The following is a 15,428-nucleotide window of genomic DNA, read 5'->3' as shown; positions in this document are numbered from 1 at the left end:
CGCTTGTATCCGCGCGGTTTCTGGCTAAAAGTGCCGCCGAAAATCGTCGCGCGGCACGGCCGCCCCTTCCTCACCAGACGGACAGAGAACCATGGCATCTCCAAAGCAAGTCAAGAAGGTCGTTCTCGCCTATTCGGGCGGTCTCGACACCTCGATCATCCTGAAGTGGCTGCAGACCGAACTCGGCGCCGAAGTCGTCACCTTTACCGCCGACCTCGGCCAGGGCGAGGAGCTGGAGCCGGCGCGCAAGAAGGCCGAGATGCTCGGCATCAAGGAGATCTTCATCGAGGACGTGCGCGAGGAGTTCGTTCGCGACTTCGTCTTCCCGATGTTCCGCGCCAACGCCGTCTACGAGGGCGTCTACCTGCTCGGCACCTCGATCGCCCGTCCGCTGATCTCCAAGCACCTGATCGAGATCGCCAAGAAGACCGGCGCGGACGCGATCGCCCACGGGGCCACCGGCAAGGGCAACGACCAAGTCCGCTTCGAGCTGTCGGCCTACGCCCTGAACCCCGATATCAAGATCATCGCACCATGGCGCGACTGGTCGTTCAAGAGCCGCACGCACCTGCTCGAATTCGCCGAGCAGCACCAGATCCCGGTTGCCAAGGACAAGAAGGGCGAGGCGCCGTTCTCGGTCGACGCCAACCTGCTGCACTCGTCCTCGGAAGGCAAGGTGCTCGAGGATCCGGCCGTCGAGGCGCCCGAATACGTGCACATGCGCACCATTTCGCCGGAAACCGCGCCGGATAAGGCGACCACCATCAAGGTCGGCTTCGAGCGCGGTGACGCCGTCTCGATCAACGGCGTGCGCATGTCGCCGGCAACGCTGCTCGCCACCCTGAACAATTACGGCCGCGACAACGGCATCGGCCGTCTCGACCTCGTCGAAAACCGTTTCGTCGGCATGAAGAGCCGCGGCGTCTACGAGACGCCCGGCGGCACGATCCTGCTGGCCGCCCACCGCGCCATCGAATCGATCACGCTCGACCGCGGTGCCGCGCACCTCAAGGACGAACTGATGCCGCGCTATGCCGAGCTGATCTACTACGGCTTCTGGTTCTCGCCGGAGCGCGAGATGCTGCAGGCCCTGATCGACAAGAGCCAGGAGCATGTCGAGGGCGAAGTGACGCTGAAGCTCTACAAGGGCAACGTCATGGTCATCGGCCGGGAGAGCGACAAGTCGCTCTATTCCGACAAGCTCGTCACCTTCGAGGACGACCAGGGCGCCTACGACCAGAAGGACGCCGCCGGCTTCATCAAGTTGAACGCGCTGCGCCTGCGCACGCTGGCCGCCCGCAACCGCAAGGGCTGAACGGCACCCGATCGATCCGACAAAATGAGCCCCGCCGAGAAAACTCCGGTGGGGCTTATTTTTTGTTAAGCAGTCAGGGCGCTCTCACCCAAACGAAAACGCCCCGGACGAGCCGGGGCGTATACAAACGGTCTATCGGACCATGCAATCAAACTCGCCGCGCGGTGTCTGTGCTGGTCCTTGCGCGTAGTCGTGACCGCTACGTTTGTCTGGCTTTGCGATTGGCGTAACGCCGATCGCGTTCGGCCTTGCGAGCGGCCTCGTCCTCTATGACGCGAGCAATCCGGTCTCTGTCAGCCGTCTCGCGCGCTTCGACCTCAGCTCTCGCAGCAGCCGTGATCGCGGCCTCGCGCTCTGCGGCCTCGGCCTGCATGCGCTCCCGCTCCTCGGTCTTTACCCGTTCCCGATCAGCGCGCCGTTCTTCCCTGGCGGCGGCGATCGCCTGACGCTCTGCCTGACGGGCTTGCTGGGTTGGTTCTGCAGCTGTCTTTGCGGCACGGTAGGCTTGAAGAAGAGCAGCCTTTGCGTTGGCAGCGGCGCTGCGCCGATCGACGAGTTCATTGTCTCTGGTGTTTCTCAATGCTGTATCCCGTTGAGGTGTTGCGGTCTGACGGTCAGGCCTTTTTGGCACGCTTCAATGCGAGGGCGGCGGTGGCCGTTGCCCGATCATCCAATTCCTTTGCCAGGCGGGCTTCCCGCAGGCGCAAGGTCTTTTCCTCGCGGGCTCGGACGATCGCCTCCTGCTCCTCCACGGCCCGGTCTCGCGCGAAGAATTGCGATTGAGCCTTGGAAAAGGCAACCTCGGCCTGTTGGCGCGATTTGCTTTGCGTTTGTGTCATTGTCGTCCTGACTCTCGCGGGCCCGGCCAGCCGAGCGGTAATAAAAAAGGTCAGGCAAATTGCCTGACCTTGGTTCGGATCACGCTCTCGACAGTGCCAGTACATCCGTGGTCAAGGGAGAGCCGATACCGATTTAGGCAGCCTGGAGGTTGCAGGCAGACATTTTGCCCGACTTGCTGTCGCGCTCCAGGTCGTAGCCGATCTTCTGGCCTTCGACGATCTCGCGCATACCGGCGCGCTCGACGGCGGAGATGTGGACGAATGCGTCCGGGCCGCCATTGTCGGGCTGGATGAAGCCGAAGCCCTTGGTGGAGTTGAACCATTTAACTGTGCCAGTGGTCATGATGAATCCTTTCATAGCATATTGAACGACCGCCGCGAGGTTGCGCTGCGGATAGTGATATAGCGATTTTTGAGGAAAGGTTCGTTCAGGGCGCGGTTGCCAAATGCGCTGTAACCAAAGCTCAGCAAGCAAATATCGATTGGCTGTAGATAGTGGCTATGCTGCCTAATGTCAACCTTTGCTTTCTGAGTTGCGATTTATGTCGATTCCTTGAACTCGCGAAAAAAGCAAAAACATTCAAAAGTCAGCAGAATAATTATCAAAAAACCCACGCAAAATTTCTTTTGCGTGGGGGAAAGAAACACGGCAGCGCCCCACTATACTTGGGAGCTGGGCGGTTGTGTCGGGCCGAAAGCTCAGCTCGCAGCGCGGTGGCTGTGCTGGTCCTGGGCATAGTAGTGGCCGAAGCGGTTGGCGAGGAAGGAGTCGAGGGCGATCTCTTCCTGCTTCACGAAGCCCTTGGCGCGCAGCGAGCCGTCGGCCAGCATGTCGAGCACGGCGCAGATCGAACCAGCGGTGGTGATCTGGATCGCCGAGTGCATGTGGCCGGCGATGACGGCGCTGTAGACCTTGTTGGCGTAGGTTTCCTGGATCAGGCGACCGTCCTTGCGGCCCGAGACGGTCACGAAGATGATGACGACGTCCTGGGTCGTGGTCGGCAGCGCGTTCTCGAAGATGTCCTTCAGCACTTCGCGGCGGTGGCGCAGGCCGAGGTCGTTCAAGAGCGCCTTCATGATCGCGGCGTGGCCGGGATAGCGGATCGTCTTGTAGTTCAGCGTGCGAACCTTGCCTTCCAGCGTCTCGCACAGCGTACCGAGGCCGCCGGAGGTGTTGAAGGCTTCGTAGGTAACGCCGTCGAGCGAGAACTCCTCGCGCTCTTCGAGAGCGGGAACTTCGATCAGCGAGCCTTCAACGATCGCCTCGCAGGGCTCGATGTATTCGTTGATGACGCCGTCGGTGCTCCAGGTGAGGTTGTAGTTGAGCGCATTCGACGGGTACTGCGGCAGGGCGCCGACGCGCATGCGCACGCTCTCCAGCGTGTCGAAGCGGCTGGCGAGATCGTTGGCGCAGATGGAGATGAAGCCCGGCGCCAGGCCGCACTGCGGAATGAAGGCGGTCTCGGCCTTGGCGGCGATGCGCTTGACGGCGCGGGTGGATTCGACGTCTTCGGTCAGGTCGAGATAGTGGATGCTGGCGGCAGCCGCAGCTTCGGCGATCGCGACGGTCAGGTGGTAGGGGGCTGCACTGAGGACGGCGAACTTGCCCTTCAGGAGCTCGACGAGCGCCTTGCCGTCGGCGATGTCGACGACGGCGGTGACCACGGCCTTGTGCTCTTCGATGGCCGCGAGCTGTTCGGCGGAACGGTCGGCAACGGTGACCTTGTAGTCCCCGCTATGCGCGAGCAGCCGCGCAATGGTGGAGCCGATCTTGCCTGCGCCGATGACGACGATTTCTTTCATGGATGTGTCCCCTGTAAGGCGATAAAACTGACCCACTGATTTTGCCGCCGATTTTTGTCGATTTACAGCTTCGGATTTGGCATATTGCACCATCTGTATCGGCAAAATGACGGCAAGAATGAGCATTTCGACATTGGGCGGGAAGGATCGCGAGCTCCTCGCCATCCTCAGCGAAAACGCCCGTGAGCAAACCGCGACGATCGCGCGAAGGCTCGGCTTGTCGCGCACGACCGTGCAGGCGAAAATCGAGCGGCTGGAACGGGAAGGGGTGATCACCGGCTACGGCGTGCGCCTGTCGGACGAATACGAGGGCGGCATGGTGAAGGCGCATGTGCTGATCACCATTGCTCCGAAGACGCTGACCCGGATCACGACCGAGTTGCATGCCATCACGGAGGTGCGCGCGCTGCACTCCGTTTCCGGCACGTTCGACCTCATTGCCATCGTCGCGGCGGCTTCGATTGCCGAACTCGATCACCTGATCGACCGCATCGGCGCGATCGATGGCGTGGAGCGCACGCTTTCCTCGATCATCCTGTCGACGCGGATCAGTCGTTAGCGCACGCCATCAAGGGGCATCCGCAAAAAGTCCGGGGCTCGCTTCGCTGGCGTCGGCCTATGCCAGAAAGCGCTCGGGCCTGAAGGGGCCGATATTGATGAGGGTGCGCTCGCCCAGCATCTTTTCCGCCAGCGCACGGCCGGTGATCGGTCCGAGCGTCATGCCGTGGTGGGCATGGCCAAAGGCAAACCACAGGCCGGCATGACGCGGAGCCTTGCCGATGATCGGCATCATGTCCGGCGTGCAGGGCCGCGCCCCCATCCACGGCTCGTCGTCGCGGCGCTCGGCGAGCGGGAAGAACTCGCGCGCGACCTTTTCGGCGCGGCGAAGCTGGACCGGCGTCTTGCGGGCGTCCCGCTTGGCGAATTCGGCGCCGGTCGTCAACCGGATGCCGCGGTTCATCGGCGCGAGGAAATAGCCGCGCTCGGCATCAAGCACCCAGTTGTTCAGCTTCGCGCCGTCAGCGGCACCGTAGTGCATGTGGTAGCCGCGCTTGACGGCAAGCGGGAAGTGGTAGCCAAGCTTCCGCGTCACGGTGTCGGCCCATGGCCCCAGCGCCACGACGACATCGCGAGCTTCGAGCGGCCCTTCCGGCGTGGCGACCCGCCAGCCCTCGCCCTCCAGCACATGTTCGATCGTCGCGGCGTCGCCGGCAGCCAGGGTGCCGCCGAGCGACTGGAAATATTTTAGGTAGGCCTTCAGCAGTCCGCCCGGATCGAGGATCGACCAGGGATCCGTCCAGCGCAGTCCGCCGGTCAAATCGGCGCGGATGTCGGGCTCCACCTGTTTCATCTCGGTGGCCGACAGCTTCTGATGGTTGACCCCGAAATTGGCAGACCACAGTTCGGCCTCGGCGTAGGCGGCATCGCGCGCCTTCTCGGTGCGGAACACTTTCATCCAGCCGTCCTTGCGGATCAGGTCGCCGGCGCCGGAGGCGTCGATCAGGTCGGCGTGCTCGCTGATCGAATGCTCGATCAGCGGTGCGTACATATGGGCAATGCTCTGGTGCTGCCGGAAGCCGGAATGCCACCAGTATCGGGCCAGAAACGGCACGAGGCTCGGTAGCGCCGAAAGGTGGTAGTGCGCATCGATCGTGTTGTTCAGCGCGTAGCGGAACAGCGCACCGAAATCATGCGGGAAGCCGTAAGGATAGACGCCCTCGCGCTGGATCAACCCGGCATTGCCGTAGGACGTCTCCTCCCCCGGCCCGCGCCGGTCGACCAGAACGACCGATTTTCCGCGCCGTGCCAGATGGATCGCCGTCGAAATGCCGACGACGCCCGCCCCCAGAACGATGACATCCGTTTTCATGTGCTATGCCTCAGGATCCCGCTTTCGTTGCATCGATCAATGCACCCGGCTGGGGGTGCACGCAAGGCGCCCGCCGCCGGATTTTTTCCTTCAGAGCGAAGTGGTGATACCGCCGTCGACATAGAGCGTGTGTCCGTTGATGAAGGAGGAGGCGTCGGACGCGAGGAAGACCGCGGCCCCGATGAGTTCGCCGACTTCGCCCCAGCGCCCCGCCGGCGTCCGCTTCTCCAGCCACGCGCTGAACTCCGGATCCTCGACCAGCGCCTGGTTCAGCGGCGTCCTGAAGTAGCCGGGCGCGATCGCGTTGATCTGCAGGCCGTGTCGCGCCCAGTCGGCGCACATGCCGCGGGTGAGGTTGCGCACGGCGCCCTTGGTGGCCGTATAGGGCGCGATACCCGGTCGGGCCAGTTCGCTCTGCGCCGAGGCGATGTTGATGATCTTGCCGCGGCCGCGCGCGATCATGTGGCGAGCGACGGCACGGGAGACGTGGAAGACGCTGGAGACGTTGGTGCGTAACAGCTCGTCCCACTTTTCGACCGGGAACGTCTCGAGCGGTGCGCGAAACTGCATGCCGGCATTGTTGACGAGGATGTCGATCGGGCCGGTCTCCGTCTCGATCACCGTGACCATCTGCGCCGCGGCCGCCCCGTCGGTGACATCGAAGGGTGCGGCCTGCGCCGAATAGCCTTTGTCGCGCAAAACCTTGACTGCGCCGCCGAGCTTTTCTGCCGAACGGCCGTTGAGCAGAACGCTTGCGCCGTGTGCGGCAAGTCCCTCTGCGATGGCAAAACCTATTCCCTGCCCAGAGCCGGTGACCAGGGCTCTTCGGCCGGTGAGATCGAACAATGGATAGGACATGGCCATCGATCCTTTCGCTGCAGGCCGGCGACCTGTTCGCAACGGCCAAAGGGATCATGTCAGGATGCGCAATGTCAGCCAAACCGAAACGCGCGTGGCGTCATCAGCTGAGTTTCGAGCGGAGCTACTGCCCTGCGAGCCGCAGCAGGTTCTCGATCGCCGCGCGCTCGAACCCACCGATGCCCTCGCGGATGTCCGCACCGATGGCGGCAGCAACGGCATCCCCGTCGCGCTTGCGCAGTGCTGCGATCGCCTCCTGATGGCGGTCGACGAAATAGAGCTGCTCCACATATTCCATGGCGATGCCGAGGAACGGCCCCAGTTGCAGCCAGACGCTCTCCACCATCGGCATGATGATCTGGTCCGGATTGGCGGTGTAGAGCGTGCGATGGAATTCCTGGTTCAGCAGCAGGAGCGCGGTGGCGCTGTCCTTGCGCGCGATCGCCTCGTCCTGCGCCTTGTCGATCTCCACCAGCCGATCGATCTGCTTTTCGGTGATGTGGTCGACGGCGCGTCGGGCGGCGTGTTGCTCGAGTACGGTGCGCAGGGCGATCAACTCACCGAAGCGGTCGGCGGTCATCTTCGGCACCATGATCCGCCGATTGTCGAGCACCTTCAGCGCCCCTTCCGAAGACAGGCGCCGCAACGCTTCGCGAACCGGCGTCGGGCTGCTCTCCATCGCTTCCGCGATTCCCCGAATGGTCAGGGCCTCACCCGGGCGGATGGAGCCGACCATGATCGCCTGGCGCAGCCGCCGATGTGCGTATTCATGCGTGGTCATTCCGTCCGGCCGCACCAGCGGCTGCAGCTTCAAAGCGCCCAACGTCCCCTCCTGACCAGCAAAAGGACACGACCGGTTTCGGTCGCGCCCTTCTTGTTCCGGTCTTACCAGCTTGACCGACAACAAGAAAGTGTGCATATATTAGAAATGTGATCACAAAAATCAATATGTGATATGGAAAAATCATGAATGAATCTGAGGGGAACGACTGGCTCATCAACGCGGAGTCGGTAGAGAGCATCCAGGCGGTCGTGTGCGACCTGAACGGCATTCTGCGCGGCAAACGCGTACCGGTCAGCCAGGCAAAGAAGGTACTGGAGGGCGGCATCCGCATGCCGCTATCGATTGTCGGCGTCGACGTCTGGGGCGAGGACATCGTCGGCTCGTCGCAGGTGTTCACCAGCGGCGACCAGGACGGCATCTGCAGCGCGACGGGCCGCGGCGCGCTGCCGGTCAGCTGGACGCTGAAGCCGAGCGCCGTCGTTCCGTTGTGGCTGTTCAAGGAAAACGGCGAGCCGTTCCTCGCCGATCCGCGCCAGGCGCTCGCCCATATCGTGCGCCAGTACCATGAACTGGGCCTGCGGCCCGTCGTCGCCTCGGAGATGGAATTCTATCTGATCGATTCAGAGCCGGACCATGCCGAGCCGCCGATCTCGCCTTACACGGGCAAGCGCCTCGATTCCGACGCGATCCTGTCGATCGACGAGCTCGACGACTTCGGCCAGTTCTTCTCCGACGTCTATGCGGAATGTGAGCGCCAGAACGTGCCGGCTGACTCGGCCGTCGCCGAGAACGGTATCGGTCAGTTCGAGATCAATCTGGTGCATTCGGACGATCCGTTGAAGGCGGCCGACGACGCGCTGTTCTTCAAGCGCATCATCAAGGGCATCGCCCGCAAGCACGGCTTTGCCGCCACCTTCATGGCCAAGCCCTACGGCATGCGCTCGGGCAGCGGTATGCATATGCATTTCAGCCTGATTGACGAGGGCGGCAAGAACGTCTTCGACGACGGTACCGAGCAGGGCTCCGACGTCCTGCGCCACGCGGTCGCCGGACTGACGCGCGGAATGGCGGAAACGACGCTACTGTTCGCGCCGCACTACAATTCCTACCGGCGACTTCGGCCGGACACCCATGCGCCGACGTCGATCACCTGGGGCTACGAGAACCGCACCACGGCGATCCGCATCCCCGGCGGCAACCCTGCGGCGCGGCGTATCGAGCACCGCGTCGCCGGTGCCGATGCCAATCCCTATCTCGTCATGGCCGGTATTCTCGGCGCGGCGCTGATGGGAATCCGCAACAAGTGGGAGCCGCCGGCACCGATCGTGGGCAGCGCCTATCAGACGCGGGCGCCACGCATCCCCAGCGAATGGGGCTCGGCGGTGAGCGCCTTCGAAAACGGCTCGATCGTCTCGGAGATCTTCGATCCCGACTTCCGCTCGATGCTGATCGCCTGCAAGCGGCAGGAGATCGCCGGCTTCGCCGAGCAAGTGACCGACTTCGAATTCAGTGCTTATCTGGAAATCGTCTGATGGCCATTAACACACAATCCTACGCCGGCGACGGCGCCTACCCCGACAGCTACTACGCCGCCTCCCGCAACATCATCCGTGCGCCGAAGATTCTCGAGGGCGAGGTGCGGGCGGACGTGGCGGTGCTCGGCGCCGGCTATTCCGGCCTGTCGACCGCGATCCACCTCGCCGAAAAGGGCTACAAGGTCGTCGTCGTCGAAGGCGCCGGCGTCGGCTGGGGTGCCTCCGGCCGCAACGGCGGCCAGGTCGTCAACGGCCTCAACGCCAGCCTCGACACGATCAAGCGCCGCTACGGTGACGCCGCCGGTGCCTTCGTCGGCAGCCTCGTGCAGGAGGGCGGCAAGATCATCCGCCGCATCGTCAGCCAGTACGGCATCGAGTGCGACCTGAAGGACGGCAACATCTATGCCGCCTACACCGCCGCCCACATGCGCGAACTGGAGCACAAGAAGGCGCTATGGAAGAGCTACGGTATGGACGACCATCAGTTGCTCGACAAGGAAGCGATCCGCAAGCTCGTCAACACCGACGCCTATGTCGGCGGCATGCTGGACACCACCGGCGGCCACATGCACCCGCTCAACCTTGTGCTCGGCGAGGCGAAGGCGCTCGAATCGCTCGGCGGCGTCGTCTACGAGCAGTCGCCGGTGACGAAGGTCGAGCACGAGGCGGAAAAGCCGGTCATCCACACGGCCAAGGGCCGCGTGATCGCCAATATCGCGGTCCTCTGCGGCAACGCCTATCTCGGCCATGTCGTGCCGAAGCTTGTCTCCCGCGTCATGCCGGTCTCCACCCAGATGGTCGCGACCGAGCCGCTCGGCGATCGCGCCGACGCGCTGATCCCGTCCGACATGTGCGTCGAGGACGTGCGCTACATCCTCGACTATTTCCGGCTTTCGGCCGACAAGCGGATGATCTTCGGCGGCGGCACCGTCTATGGCGGCACCGACCCGGCCGACGTGCGGGCGAAGATCCGCCCCAACATGGAAAAAGTGTTCCCGTCGCTGAAGGGTGTGAAGATCGACTATGCCTGGAGCGGCAATTTCGCGCTCTCCTTCTCGCGCGTGCCGCAGATGGGCAAGATCGGCAGGAACACCTATTTCGCCCATGGCTACAGCGGTCACGGCGTCACCGGCTCGCACCTGTTCGGCAAGATCCTGAGCGAGGCTGTCCACGGCGACGCCAGCCGGTTCAGCCAGTTCGAGAAGCTGCCGTGGATTCCGTTCCCGGGCGGGCGCATGTTCCGCGCGCAATATTCGACGATCGGCTCCTGGTGGTACCAGTTCAAGGACGCCTTTGGGCTCTGAGGTCCAAAACGGGATTGATAACGAAAGAGGCCGGCGGAAATCTCCGCCGGCCTCTTTCGTTGAGGGATCGATATCCGCCGCTCAGCCCATGCGTTCGGACTTGTAGGAGCCCGGGCTTGCCGGGAAGACGATGGTGCGGTTGCCGTTCATGAAGACGCGGTGATGGATGTGTGCGTGAACGGCACGCGCCAGTACCTGGCTCTCCACGTCGCGACCGATCGAGACATAGTCCTCGGCGCTCTGCGCATGGGTGATGCGCGCCACGTCCTGTTCGATGATCGGGCCCTCGTCCAGATCCTCGGTGACGTAGTGGGCGGTCGCGCCGATCAGCTTCACGCCGCGCTCGAAGGCCTGCTTGTAGGGGTTGGCACCCTTGAAGGAGGGCAGGAACGAATGGTGGATGTTGATGATCCGGCCCGACATCTTCTTGCAGACCTCGTCAGAGAGCACCTGCATGTAGCGGGCGAGCACGATCAGGTCGGCCTCGGACTGCTCGACGACCTCCATCAGCCGGGCTTCGGCCTGCGGCTTGTTCTCCTTCGTCACCTTGATGTGATGGAAGGGGATGTCGTGGTTCACAACGACCTTCTGGTAGTCGAAATGGTTCGAGACGACGCCGACGATGTCGATCGGCAGCGCACCGATCTTCCAGCGGTAGAGCAGGTCGTTCAGGCAGTGGCCGAAGCGCGATACCATCAAGAGCACCTTCATGCGCTCCTGCGAATCGTGGACCTCCCAGGTCATGCCGAAGGCCTTGGCCACCGGCTGGAATCCTTCGCGGATCTCGCCTTCCGTGGCGCCCTCCTGGCTGATGAAGGTCAGGCGCATGAAGAACAGTCCGGTCTCGATATCGTCGAACTGCGAGCTGTCGACGATGTAGCAGCCCTTCTCGGCGAGGTAGGTAGTGATCGCGGCGACGATGCCGCGGGTCGATTGGCACGAAACAGTCAGTACATAGCTCTTCATCGGTTCCACTCTCGCTGTCGATGCGCCGCAATTTGCGCCGGCGGTTTCGGCGGAGGGCTCATATCTCAACCGTCCGCCGATTTTGCAAGGCCCGTCTGCAGGGTCTTATATGAGTGAAAGCTAAGCTGCGATGCGAAAGCAGACGCAACGGTTCGCGACATTCAATGGCAGGATAGAGGCAGGGGCTGGCGAGATGACCGTTCTTCTGCGACAAGGCCGCATGTCGATCCTCCGCACTCCGCATTGCCCAATCCTCTGCCGTCATGCTCCGAGCGAAGGTTGAGCCATGTTCACTTTGCACACGACCGGCACTTTCGAGCAGGACATCAAGAAAAGCCGCTTCATCGCCGTTGCAGGCCCGATCGAGAGCGAGCAGGGCGCAAAGGACTTCCTCGCCGCCCACTCCGACCCCGGCGCAAACCACAATTGCTTCGCCTGGCGCCTCGGCCAGGTCTATCGCTTCAGCGACGACGGCGAGCCGAGCGGGACGGGCGGAAAACCGATCCTGCAGGCGATCGACGGGCAACAGCTGGACGGGGTCGCAGTCGTCGTCACCCGCTGGTTCGGCGGCATCCTGCTCGGCAGCGGCGGCCTGATCCGTGCCTATGGCGGAACGGCCGCGATGTGCCTGCGGGCGATGGCCAAGACGGAACTCGTCGCCCGGGTCGAGGCGCGCGTGACCTGCGTGTTCTCCGATCATGCCCTGGTCAAGTCGCGACTTGCGGCATCGGGTGATGTCCGGGTCGAGGCAGAAGCCTTCACCGCCACCGGCGCCGAACTGGTCGTCGCCCTGCCGGAGGCGGAGGCTATGGCGATCGTCCGGATGATCACCGACGTGACGGCGGGACGCGCGACCGTCGTCCTCAAGGATTGATCGATTTCCTGCGGAAACAAGCCGCCGCTGCCGCGCCGCGACGCGGTCGGACTTGGAAGGATCACTCCCGGCGCTTCATTGCGGTGGGCCGAGGCTTGTCCACCGTCGTTTCGCGGCGAAAGGCCGCCGGCGTCTTGGCGGTCCACTTGCGAAAGGCGCGGTGGAAGGCACTGGGCTCCGAAAACCCGAGCTGGGCTGCGATTTCACCGACCGCATGCGAACTGGTCTGCAGCATCTCGATCGCAAGGTCGCGGCGGATTTCATCCTTGATCCCGGCATAGCTCTGGCCCTCGGCCTGCAGGCGATGGCGCAGCGTCGAGGGCGACATGCGCATTTGCGCCGCCAGTTCCTCGAATCCGGCCCATGACGCGGGCGACACCTGCCGCAGCCGCTTACGAACGCTCGCGGCGAGGCCGGCATCGTAGCGGTAGCGCACGAGGATATTGGCCGGCGCCCCGCGCAGAAACTGCTTCAGCGCCTGCTCGTTTCGGGCAACCGGCAGCTTCAATACCGACGCATCGAAGGCCAGCCGGCTTGCCGGCTGAGAAAAGCGGACGGGTGCTCCGAAGAACAGGCGATAGTCGGCACCCTGCCGTGGCTCGGCACAGCGGAAATCGACCCTGCGGATGGGGATGCGCCGACCGACCAGCCAGCACGTGATTCCGTGCAGCAGGATCCAATACATGCGGTAGGCGAAGGCAGAGCGTGCCTCGCGCCGGTCCGAAAGCACGATCTGCGCCAGCCCGTCGGCGATCTCCAGCCGTCCGCTCGGGTCTTCGAGCACGACGTCGAGGAACCGCAAGGCCCGATGCAGCGCCTGTTCCAACGTCCTTGCGTGGAGGATGCAGTGGCACAGCAGCGTGAAACTGCCGCGTCGCATCGGCCGGCCGCCCATCCCGAAAAACTCGTCGTCGATCTCGGCGGCGATCGCAAGCCAGAGTGCGCCGTAGCTGTCGGCGGAGATCGGCGCGTCGATTGCGGCGGGCAGGCCGAGGGTCGCGAGCACCTGTTCGGGTGCCTTGCCGTGCCGTCTCAGGCAATCGAGCGCTTCTTCCACGAAGGAGGGCGAGATCATCCGCCGCGCGGTTTCCATTGTCGTCATGCCCTGCAGAATATGGTAAAAGTGGCCGAACAATCGAGACGCTTCGGTCATCGCTTGCAATACCGCACCGGCATACAGTCGGGCAAGACGGACCGGGGCAGATCGCTCCAGTCGATCGAATGCGGCGCTGGGAGGACTGCATGACGCATCGAAACCGCCATGCCGGGCGCAAGTCCGCCGCGGGATCACGCCAATGCTGATCCGTGGAAAGACGTTTCTCGTCACCGGTGGCGGCTCCGGCCTCGGTGCCGCGGTTGCCCGCATGCTGGCGGGCGAGGGGGCAAACGTCGTGATCGCGGACGTTAACACGGAAGCGGGAGCCGGCATCGTCGGTGAGCTCGGAGCCAGTGCCGCCTTCATGCGCACCGACGTCACCCAGGAAAAGGACGCCCAGGCCGCCGTCGACCTAGCGCTGGAGCGGTTCGGCCACCTGCACGGTCTCGTGAACTGCGCCGGCATCGCGCCGGGCGAGAAGGTGATCGGCCGCGACGGTCCCCACAAGCTGGAGAGCTTTGCCCGCACGATCGGGATCAACCTTGTCGGCACCTTCAACATGACCCGGCTTGCCGCAGCAGCCATCGCCACGGAGGAGCCCGGGGCCGAAGGCGAACGCGGCGTGATCGTCAACACCGCCTCGGTCGCCGCGTTCGACGGCCAGATCGGTCAGGCGGCCTATGCGGCCTCGAAAGGCGGGATCGCGGCAATGACGCTGCCGATCGCCCGGGAACTGGCGCGCTCCGGCATCCGTGTCGTCACCATCGCACCGGGCATCTTCGAGACGCCGATGATGGCGGGCATGCCGCAGGAGGTGCAGGATTCGCTTGGCAGAAGCGTGCCCTTCCCGCCACGCCTCGGCAAGCCGGCGGAATTCGCCGCGCTGGTCCGCCACATCTGCGAAAACATCATGCTGAATGGCGAAGTCATCCGCCTCGATGGCGCGCTGCGCATGGCGCCGCGCTGAGACAGGCACCGTTCCGGGAGATCAGAAATGACGCAACAGGACCCGATCGTCATCGTTGGCTCGGCCCGTACCGCCATCGGCGGTTTCCAGGGAGATCTGAAGGATGCCACCGCGCCGGATCTCGGCGCTGCCGCCATCCGTGCTGCACTCGATCGAAGCGGCGTCAGTCCGGAAGCGGTGGAAGAGGTGGTCTTCGGCTGTGTCCTGCCGGCCGGACAGGGCCAGGCGCCCGCCCGCCAGGCGGCGATCGCCGCCGGCTTGCCCTTCGCAGCCGGTGCCACGACCGTCAACAAGATGTGCGGCTCCGGAATGAAGGCGGTGATGCTGGCGCACGACCTGATCGCCGCCGGCAGTGCTTCGATCGCCGTCGCTGGCGGCATGGAGAGCATGACCAACGCGCCCTATCTGCTCGACCGCGCCCGCGGCGGCTATCGCCTCGGCCACGGCCGGGTCATCGATCACATGTTTCTCGACGGGCTGGAGGATGCCTACGACAAGGGTCGGCTGATGGGCACCTTCGCCGAGGACTGCGCCGAGGCCTATCAGTTCACCCGTCCCGCCCAGGACGACTATGCGGTCACCTCGCTGACGCGCGCCCAGAAGGCGATCGAGAGCGGCGCCTTCGACGCCGAGATCGCAGCCGTCACGGTGAAGTCGGGCCGCGTCGAGCAGGTCGTCAGCCGTGACGAGCAGCCGGGCAAGGCCAGGTTGGAGAAGATTCCGACGCTGAAGCCGGCTTTTCGCGAAAATGGGACGGTGACGGCGGCGAATTCGTCTTCGATTTCGGACGGTGCGGCCGCACTTGTGCTGATGAGGCGCTCGCAGGCCGAACGCGAGGGCATCGATCCGCTGGCCACCATCGTCGGCCACGCTACCCATTCGCAGGCGCCCAACCTGTTTGCGACCGCGCCGATCGGCGCCCTGCGCACGCTGAGCGAGCGCACCGGCTGGAACCTCAAGGACGTCGACCTCTTCGAGATCAACGAGGCCTTCGCCGTCGTCGCCATGGCGGCGATGCGCGACCTCGACCTGCCGCACGACAAGGTCAACGTGCACGGCGGCGCCTGCGCGCTCGGCCACCCCATCGGCGCCTCGGGTGCTCGCGTCATCGTCACGCTTCTGTCGGCGCTCGAGCGCTACGGCATGAAGCGCGGCATGGCGAGCCTCTGCATCGGCGGCGGCGAGGCGACGGCGCTCGCGCTCGAACTGCACTGACC

General features: G+C 64.0%; 16 protein-coding genes. 7 read left to right on the top strand and 9 right to left on the bottom strand.

All coding sequences use genetic code 11. The annotated features are described in order from the left end of the window. Positions 1-91: 91 nt before the first annotated feature. On the top strand, positions 92-1,315 hold the full coding sequence (locus tag AC1DDS_RS05420; RefSeq protein ID WP_477477947.1) for an argininosuccinate synthase: 1,224 nt from the start codon (positions 92-94) through the stop codon (positions 1,313-1,315). A gap of 199 nt (positions 1,316-1,514) precedes the next feature. Here the strand turns inward: AC1DDS_RS05420 and AC1DDS_RS05415 are convergent, their stop codons facing one another. The 4 genes from AC1DDS_RS05415 to AC1DDS_RS05400 form a co-directional block, all read right to left on the bottom strand. After that, positions 1,515-1,895 (bottom strand): DUF6481 family protein, encoded by a 381-nt coding sequence (locus tag AC1DDS_RS05415; RefSeq protein WP_477477946.1) that lies wholly within the window; start codon positions 1,893-1,895, stop codon positions 1,515-1,517. A gap of 34 nt (positions 1,896-1,929) precedes the next feature. Then, positions 1,930-2,154 carry a hypothetical protein gene (locus tag AC1DDS_RS05410; RefSeq protein WP_477478248.1) on the bottom strand — a complete coding sequence of 75 codons (225 nt, stop codon included), beginning with the start codon at positions 2,152-2,154 and terminating at the stop codon, positions 1,930-1,932. 133 nt (positions 2,155-2,287) lie between these two features. Beyond that, entirely contained in the window at positions 2,288-2,497 is a 210-nt protein-coding gene (locus tag AC1DDS_RS05405; protein WP_477477945.1) for a cold-shock protein, read from the bottom strand. A 356-nt stretch (positions 2,498-2,853) separates the two neighbouring features. Then, positions 2,854-4,050, bottom strand: a complete 1,197-nt coding sequence (locus tag AC1DDS_RS05400) for a saccharopine dehydrogenase family protein (RefSeq protein WP_477477944.1) — start codon at positions 4,048-4,050, stop codon at positions 2,854-2,856. 25 nt (positions 4,051-4,075) lie between these two features. Here AC1DDS_RS05400 and AC1DDS_RS05395 point away from each other — a divergent pair, with 25 nt between their 5' ends. After that, positions 4,076-4,516: an Lrp/AsnC family transcriptional regulator gene (locus tag AC1DDS_RS05395; protein ID WP_477477943.1), complete on the top strand. Its 441-nt coding sequence runs from the start codon at positions 4,076-4,078 to the stop codon at positions 4,514-4,516. A gap of 57 nt (positions 4,517-4,573) precedes the next feature. Here the strand turns inward: AC1DDS_RS05395 and AC1DDS_RS05390 are convergent, their stop codons facing one another. The 3 genes from AC1DDS_RS05390 to AC1DDS_RS05380 all read right to left on the bottom strand — a co-directional run bounded on the left by AC1DDS_RS05390 (position 4,574) and on the right by AC1DDS_RS05380 (position 7,508). Then, complete coding sequence (locus AC1DDS_RS05390; RefSeq protein WP_477477942.1) at positions 4,574-5,827, bottom strand: NAD(P)/FAD-dependent oxidoreductase; 1,254 nt, start codon at positions 5,825-5,827, stop codon at positions 4,574-4,576. A gap of 90 nt (positions 5,828-5,917) precedes the next feature. Then, a complete protein-coding gene (locus tag AC1DDS_RS05385; protein WP_477477941.1) occupies positions 5,918-6,685 on the bottom strand; it encodes an SDR family oxidoreductase in 768 nt (255 codons plus the stop codon). A gap of 124 nt (positions 6,686-6,809) precedes the next feature. After that, positions 6,810-7,508: a GntR family transcriptional regulator gene (locus tag AC1DDS_RS05380; protein ID WP_477477940.1), complete on the bottom strand. Its 699-nt coding sequence runs from the start codon at positions 7,506-7,508 to the stop codon at positions 6,810-6,812. A 143-nt stretch (positions 7,509-7,651) separates the two neighbouring features. Between AC1DDS_RS05380 and AC1DDS_RS05375 the strand changes: the two genes are divergently transcribed. Together AC1DDS_RS05375 and AC1DDS_RS05370 are read left to right on the top strand one after the other, a co-directional pair. Further along, a complete protein-coding gene (locus tag AC1DDS_RS05375; protein ID WP_477477939.1) occupies positions 7,652-9,001 on the top strand; it encodes a glutamine synthetase family protein in 1,350 nt (449 codons plus the stop codon). Next, positions 9,001-10,308: an NAD(P)/FAD-dependent oxidoreductase gene (locus tag AC1DDS_RS05370; protein WP_477477938.1), complete on the top strand. Its 1,308-nt coding sequence runs from the start codon at positions 9,001-9,003 to the stop codon at positions 10,306-10,308. The genes AC1DDS_RS05375 and AC1DDS_RS05370 overlap by 1 nt, the downstream gene beginning before the upstream one ends. Before the next feature lie 81 nt (positions 10,309-10,389). Here the strand turns inward: AC1DDS_RS05370 and purU are convergent, their stop codons facing one another. Next, entirely contained in the window at positions 10,390-11,274 is an 885-nt protein-coding gene (purU, locus tag AC1DDS_RS05365) for a formyltetrahydrofolate deformylase (RefSeq protein WP_310413300.1), read from the bottom strand. A gap of 286 nt (positions 11,275-11,560) precedes the next feature. Here purU and AC1DDS_RS05360 point away from each other — a divergent pair, with 286 nt between their 5' ends. Further along, complete coding sequence (locus AC1DDS_RS05360) at positions 11,561-12,148, top strand: IMPACT family protein (RefSeq protein ID WP_477477937.1); 588 nt, start codon at positions 11,561-11,563, stop codon at positions 12,146-12,148. Positions 12,149-12,209: 61 nt separating this feature from the next. On the opposite strand, the gene AC1DDS_RS05355 is transcribed toward AC1DDS_RS05360, so the two are convergent. Continuing rightward, positions 12,210-13,301 (bottom strand): AraC family transcriptional regulator, encoded by a 1,092-nt coding sequence (locus tag AC1DDS_RS05355; RefSeq protein ID WP_477477936.1) that lies wholly within the window; start codon positions 13,299-13,301, stop codon positions 12,210-12,212. A gap of 142 nt (positions 13,302-13,443) precedes the next feature. On the opposite strand from AC1DDS_RS05355, the gene AC1DDS_RS05350 reads away from it, so the two are divergent. Both AC1DDS_RS05350 and AC1DDS_RS05345 read left to right on the top strand, forming a co-directional pair. Further along, complete coding sequence (locus tag AC1DDS_RS05350; protein ID WP_477477935.1) at positions 13,444-14,211, top strand: 3-hydroxyacyl-CoA dehydrogenase; 768 nt, start codon at positions 13,444-13,446, stop codon at positions 14,209-14,211. 27 nt (positions 14,212-14,238) lie between these two features. Further along, positions 14,239-15,426, top strand: coding sequence for an acetyl-CoA C-acyltransferase (locus AC1DDS_RS05345; protein ID WP_477477934.1), 1,188 nt, complete (start codon positions 14,239-14,241; stop codon positions 15,424-15,426). Positions 15,427-15,428: the final 2 nt, after the last annotated feature.

The organism is Mycoplana sp. 10N416, from assembly GCF_056394765.1.
Note: the sequence above shows the minus strand (reverse complement) of the source record. Positions and strands in the feature narration are given on the sequence as shown.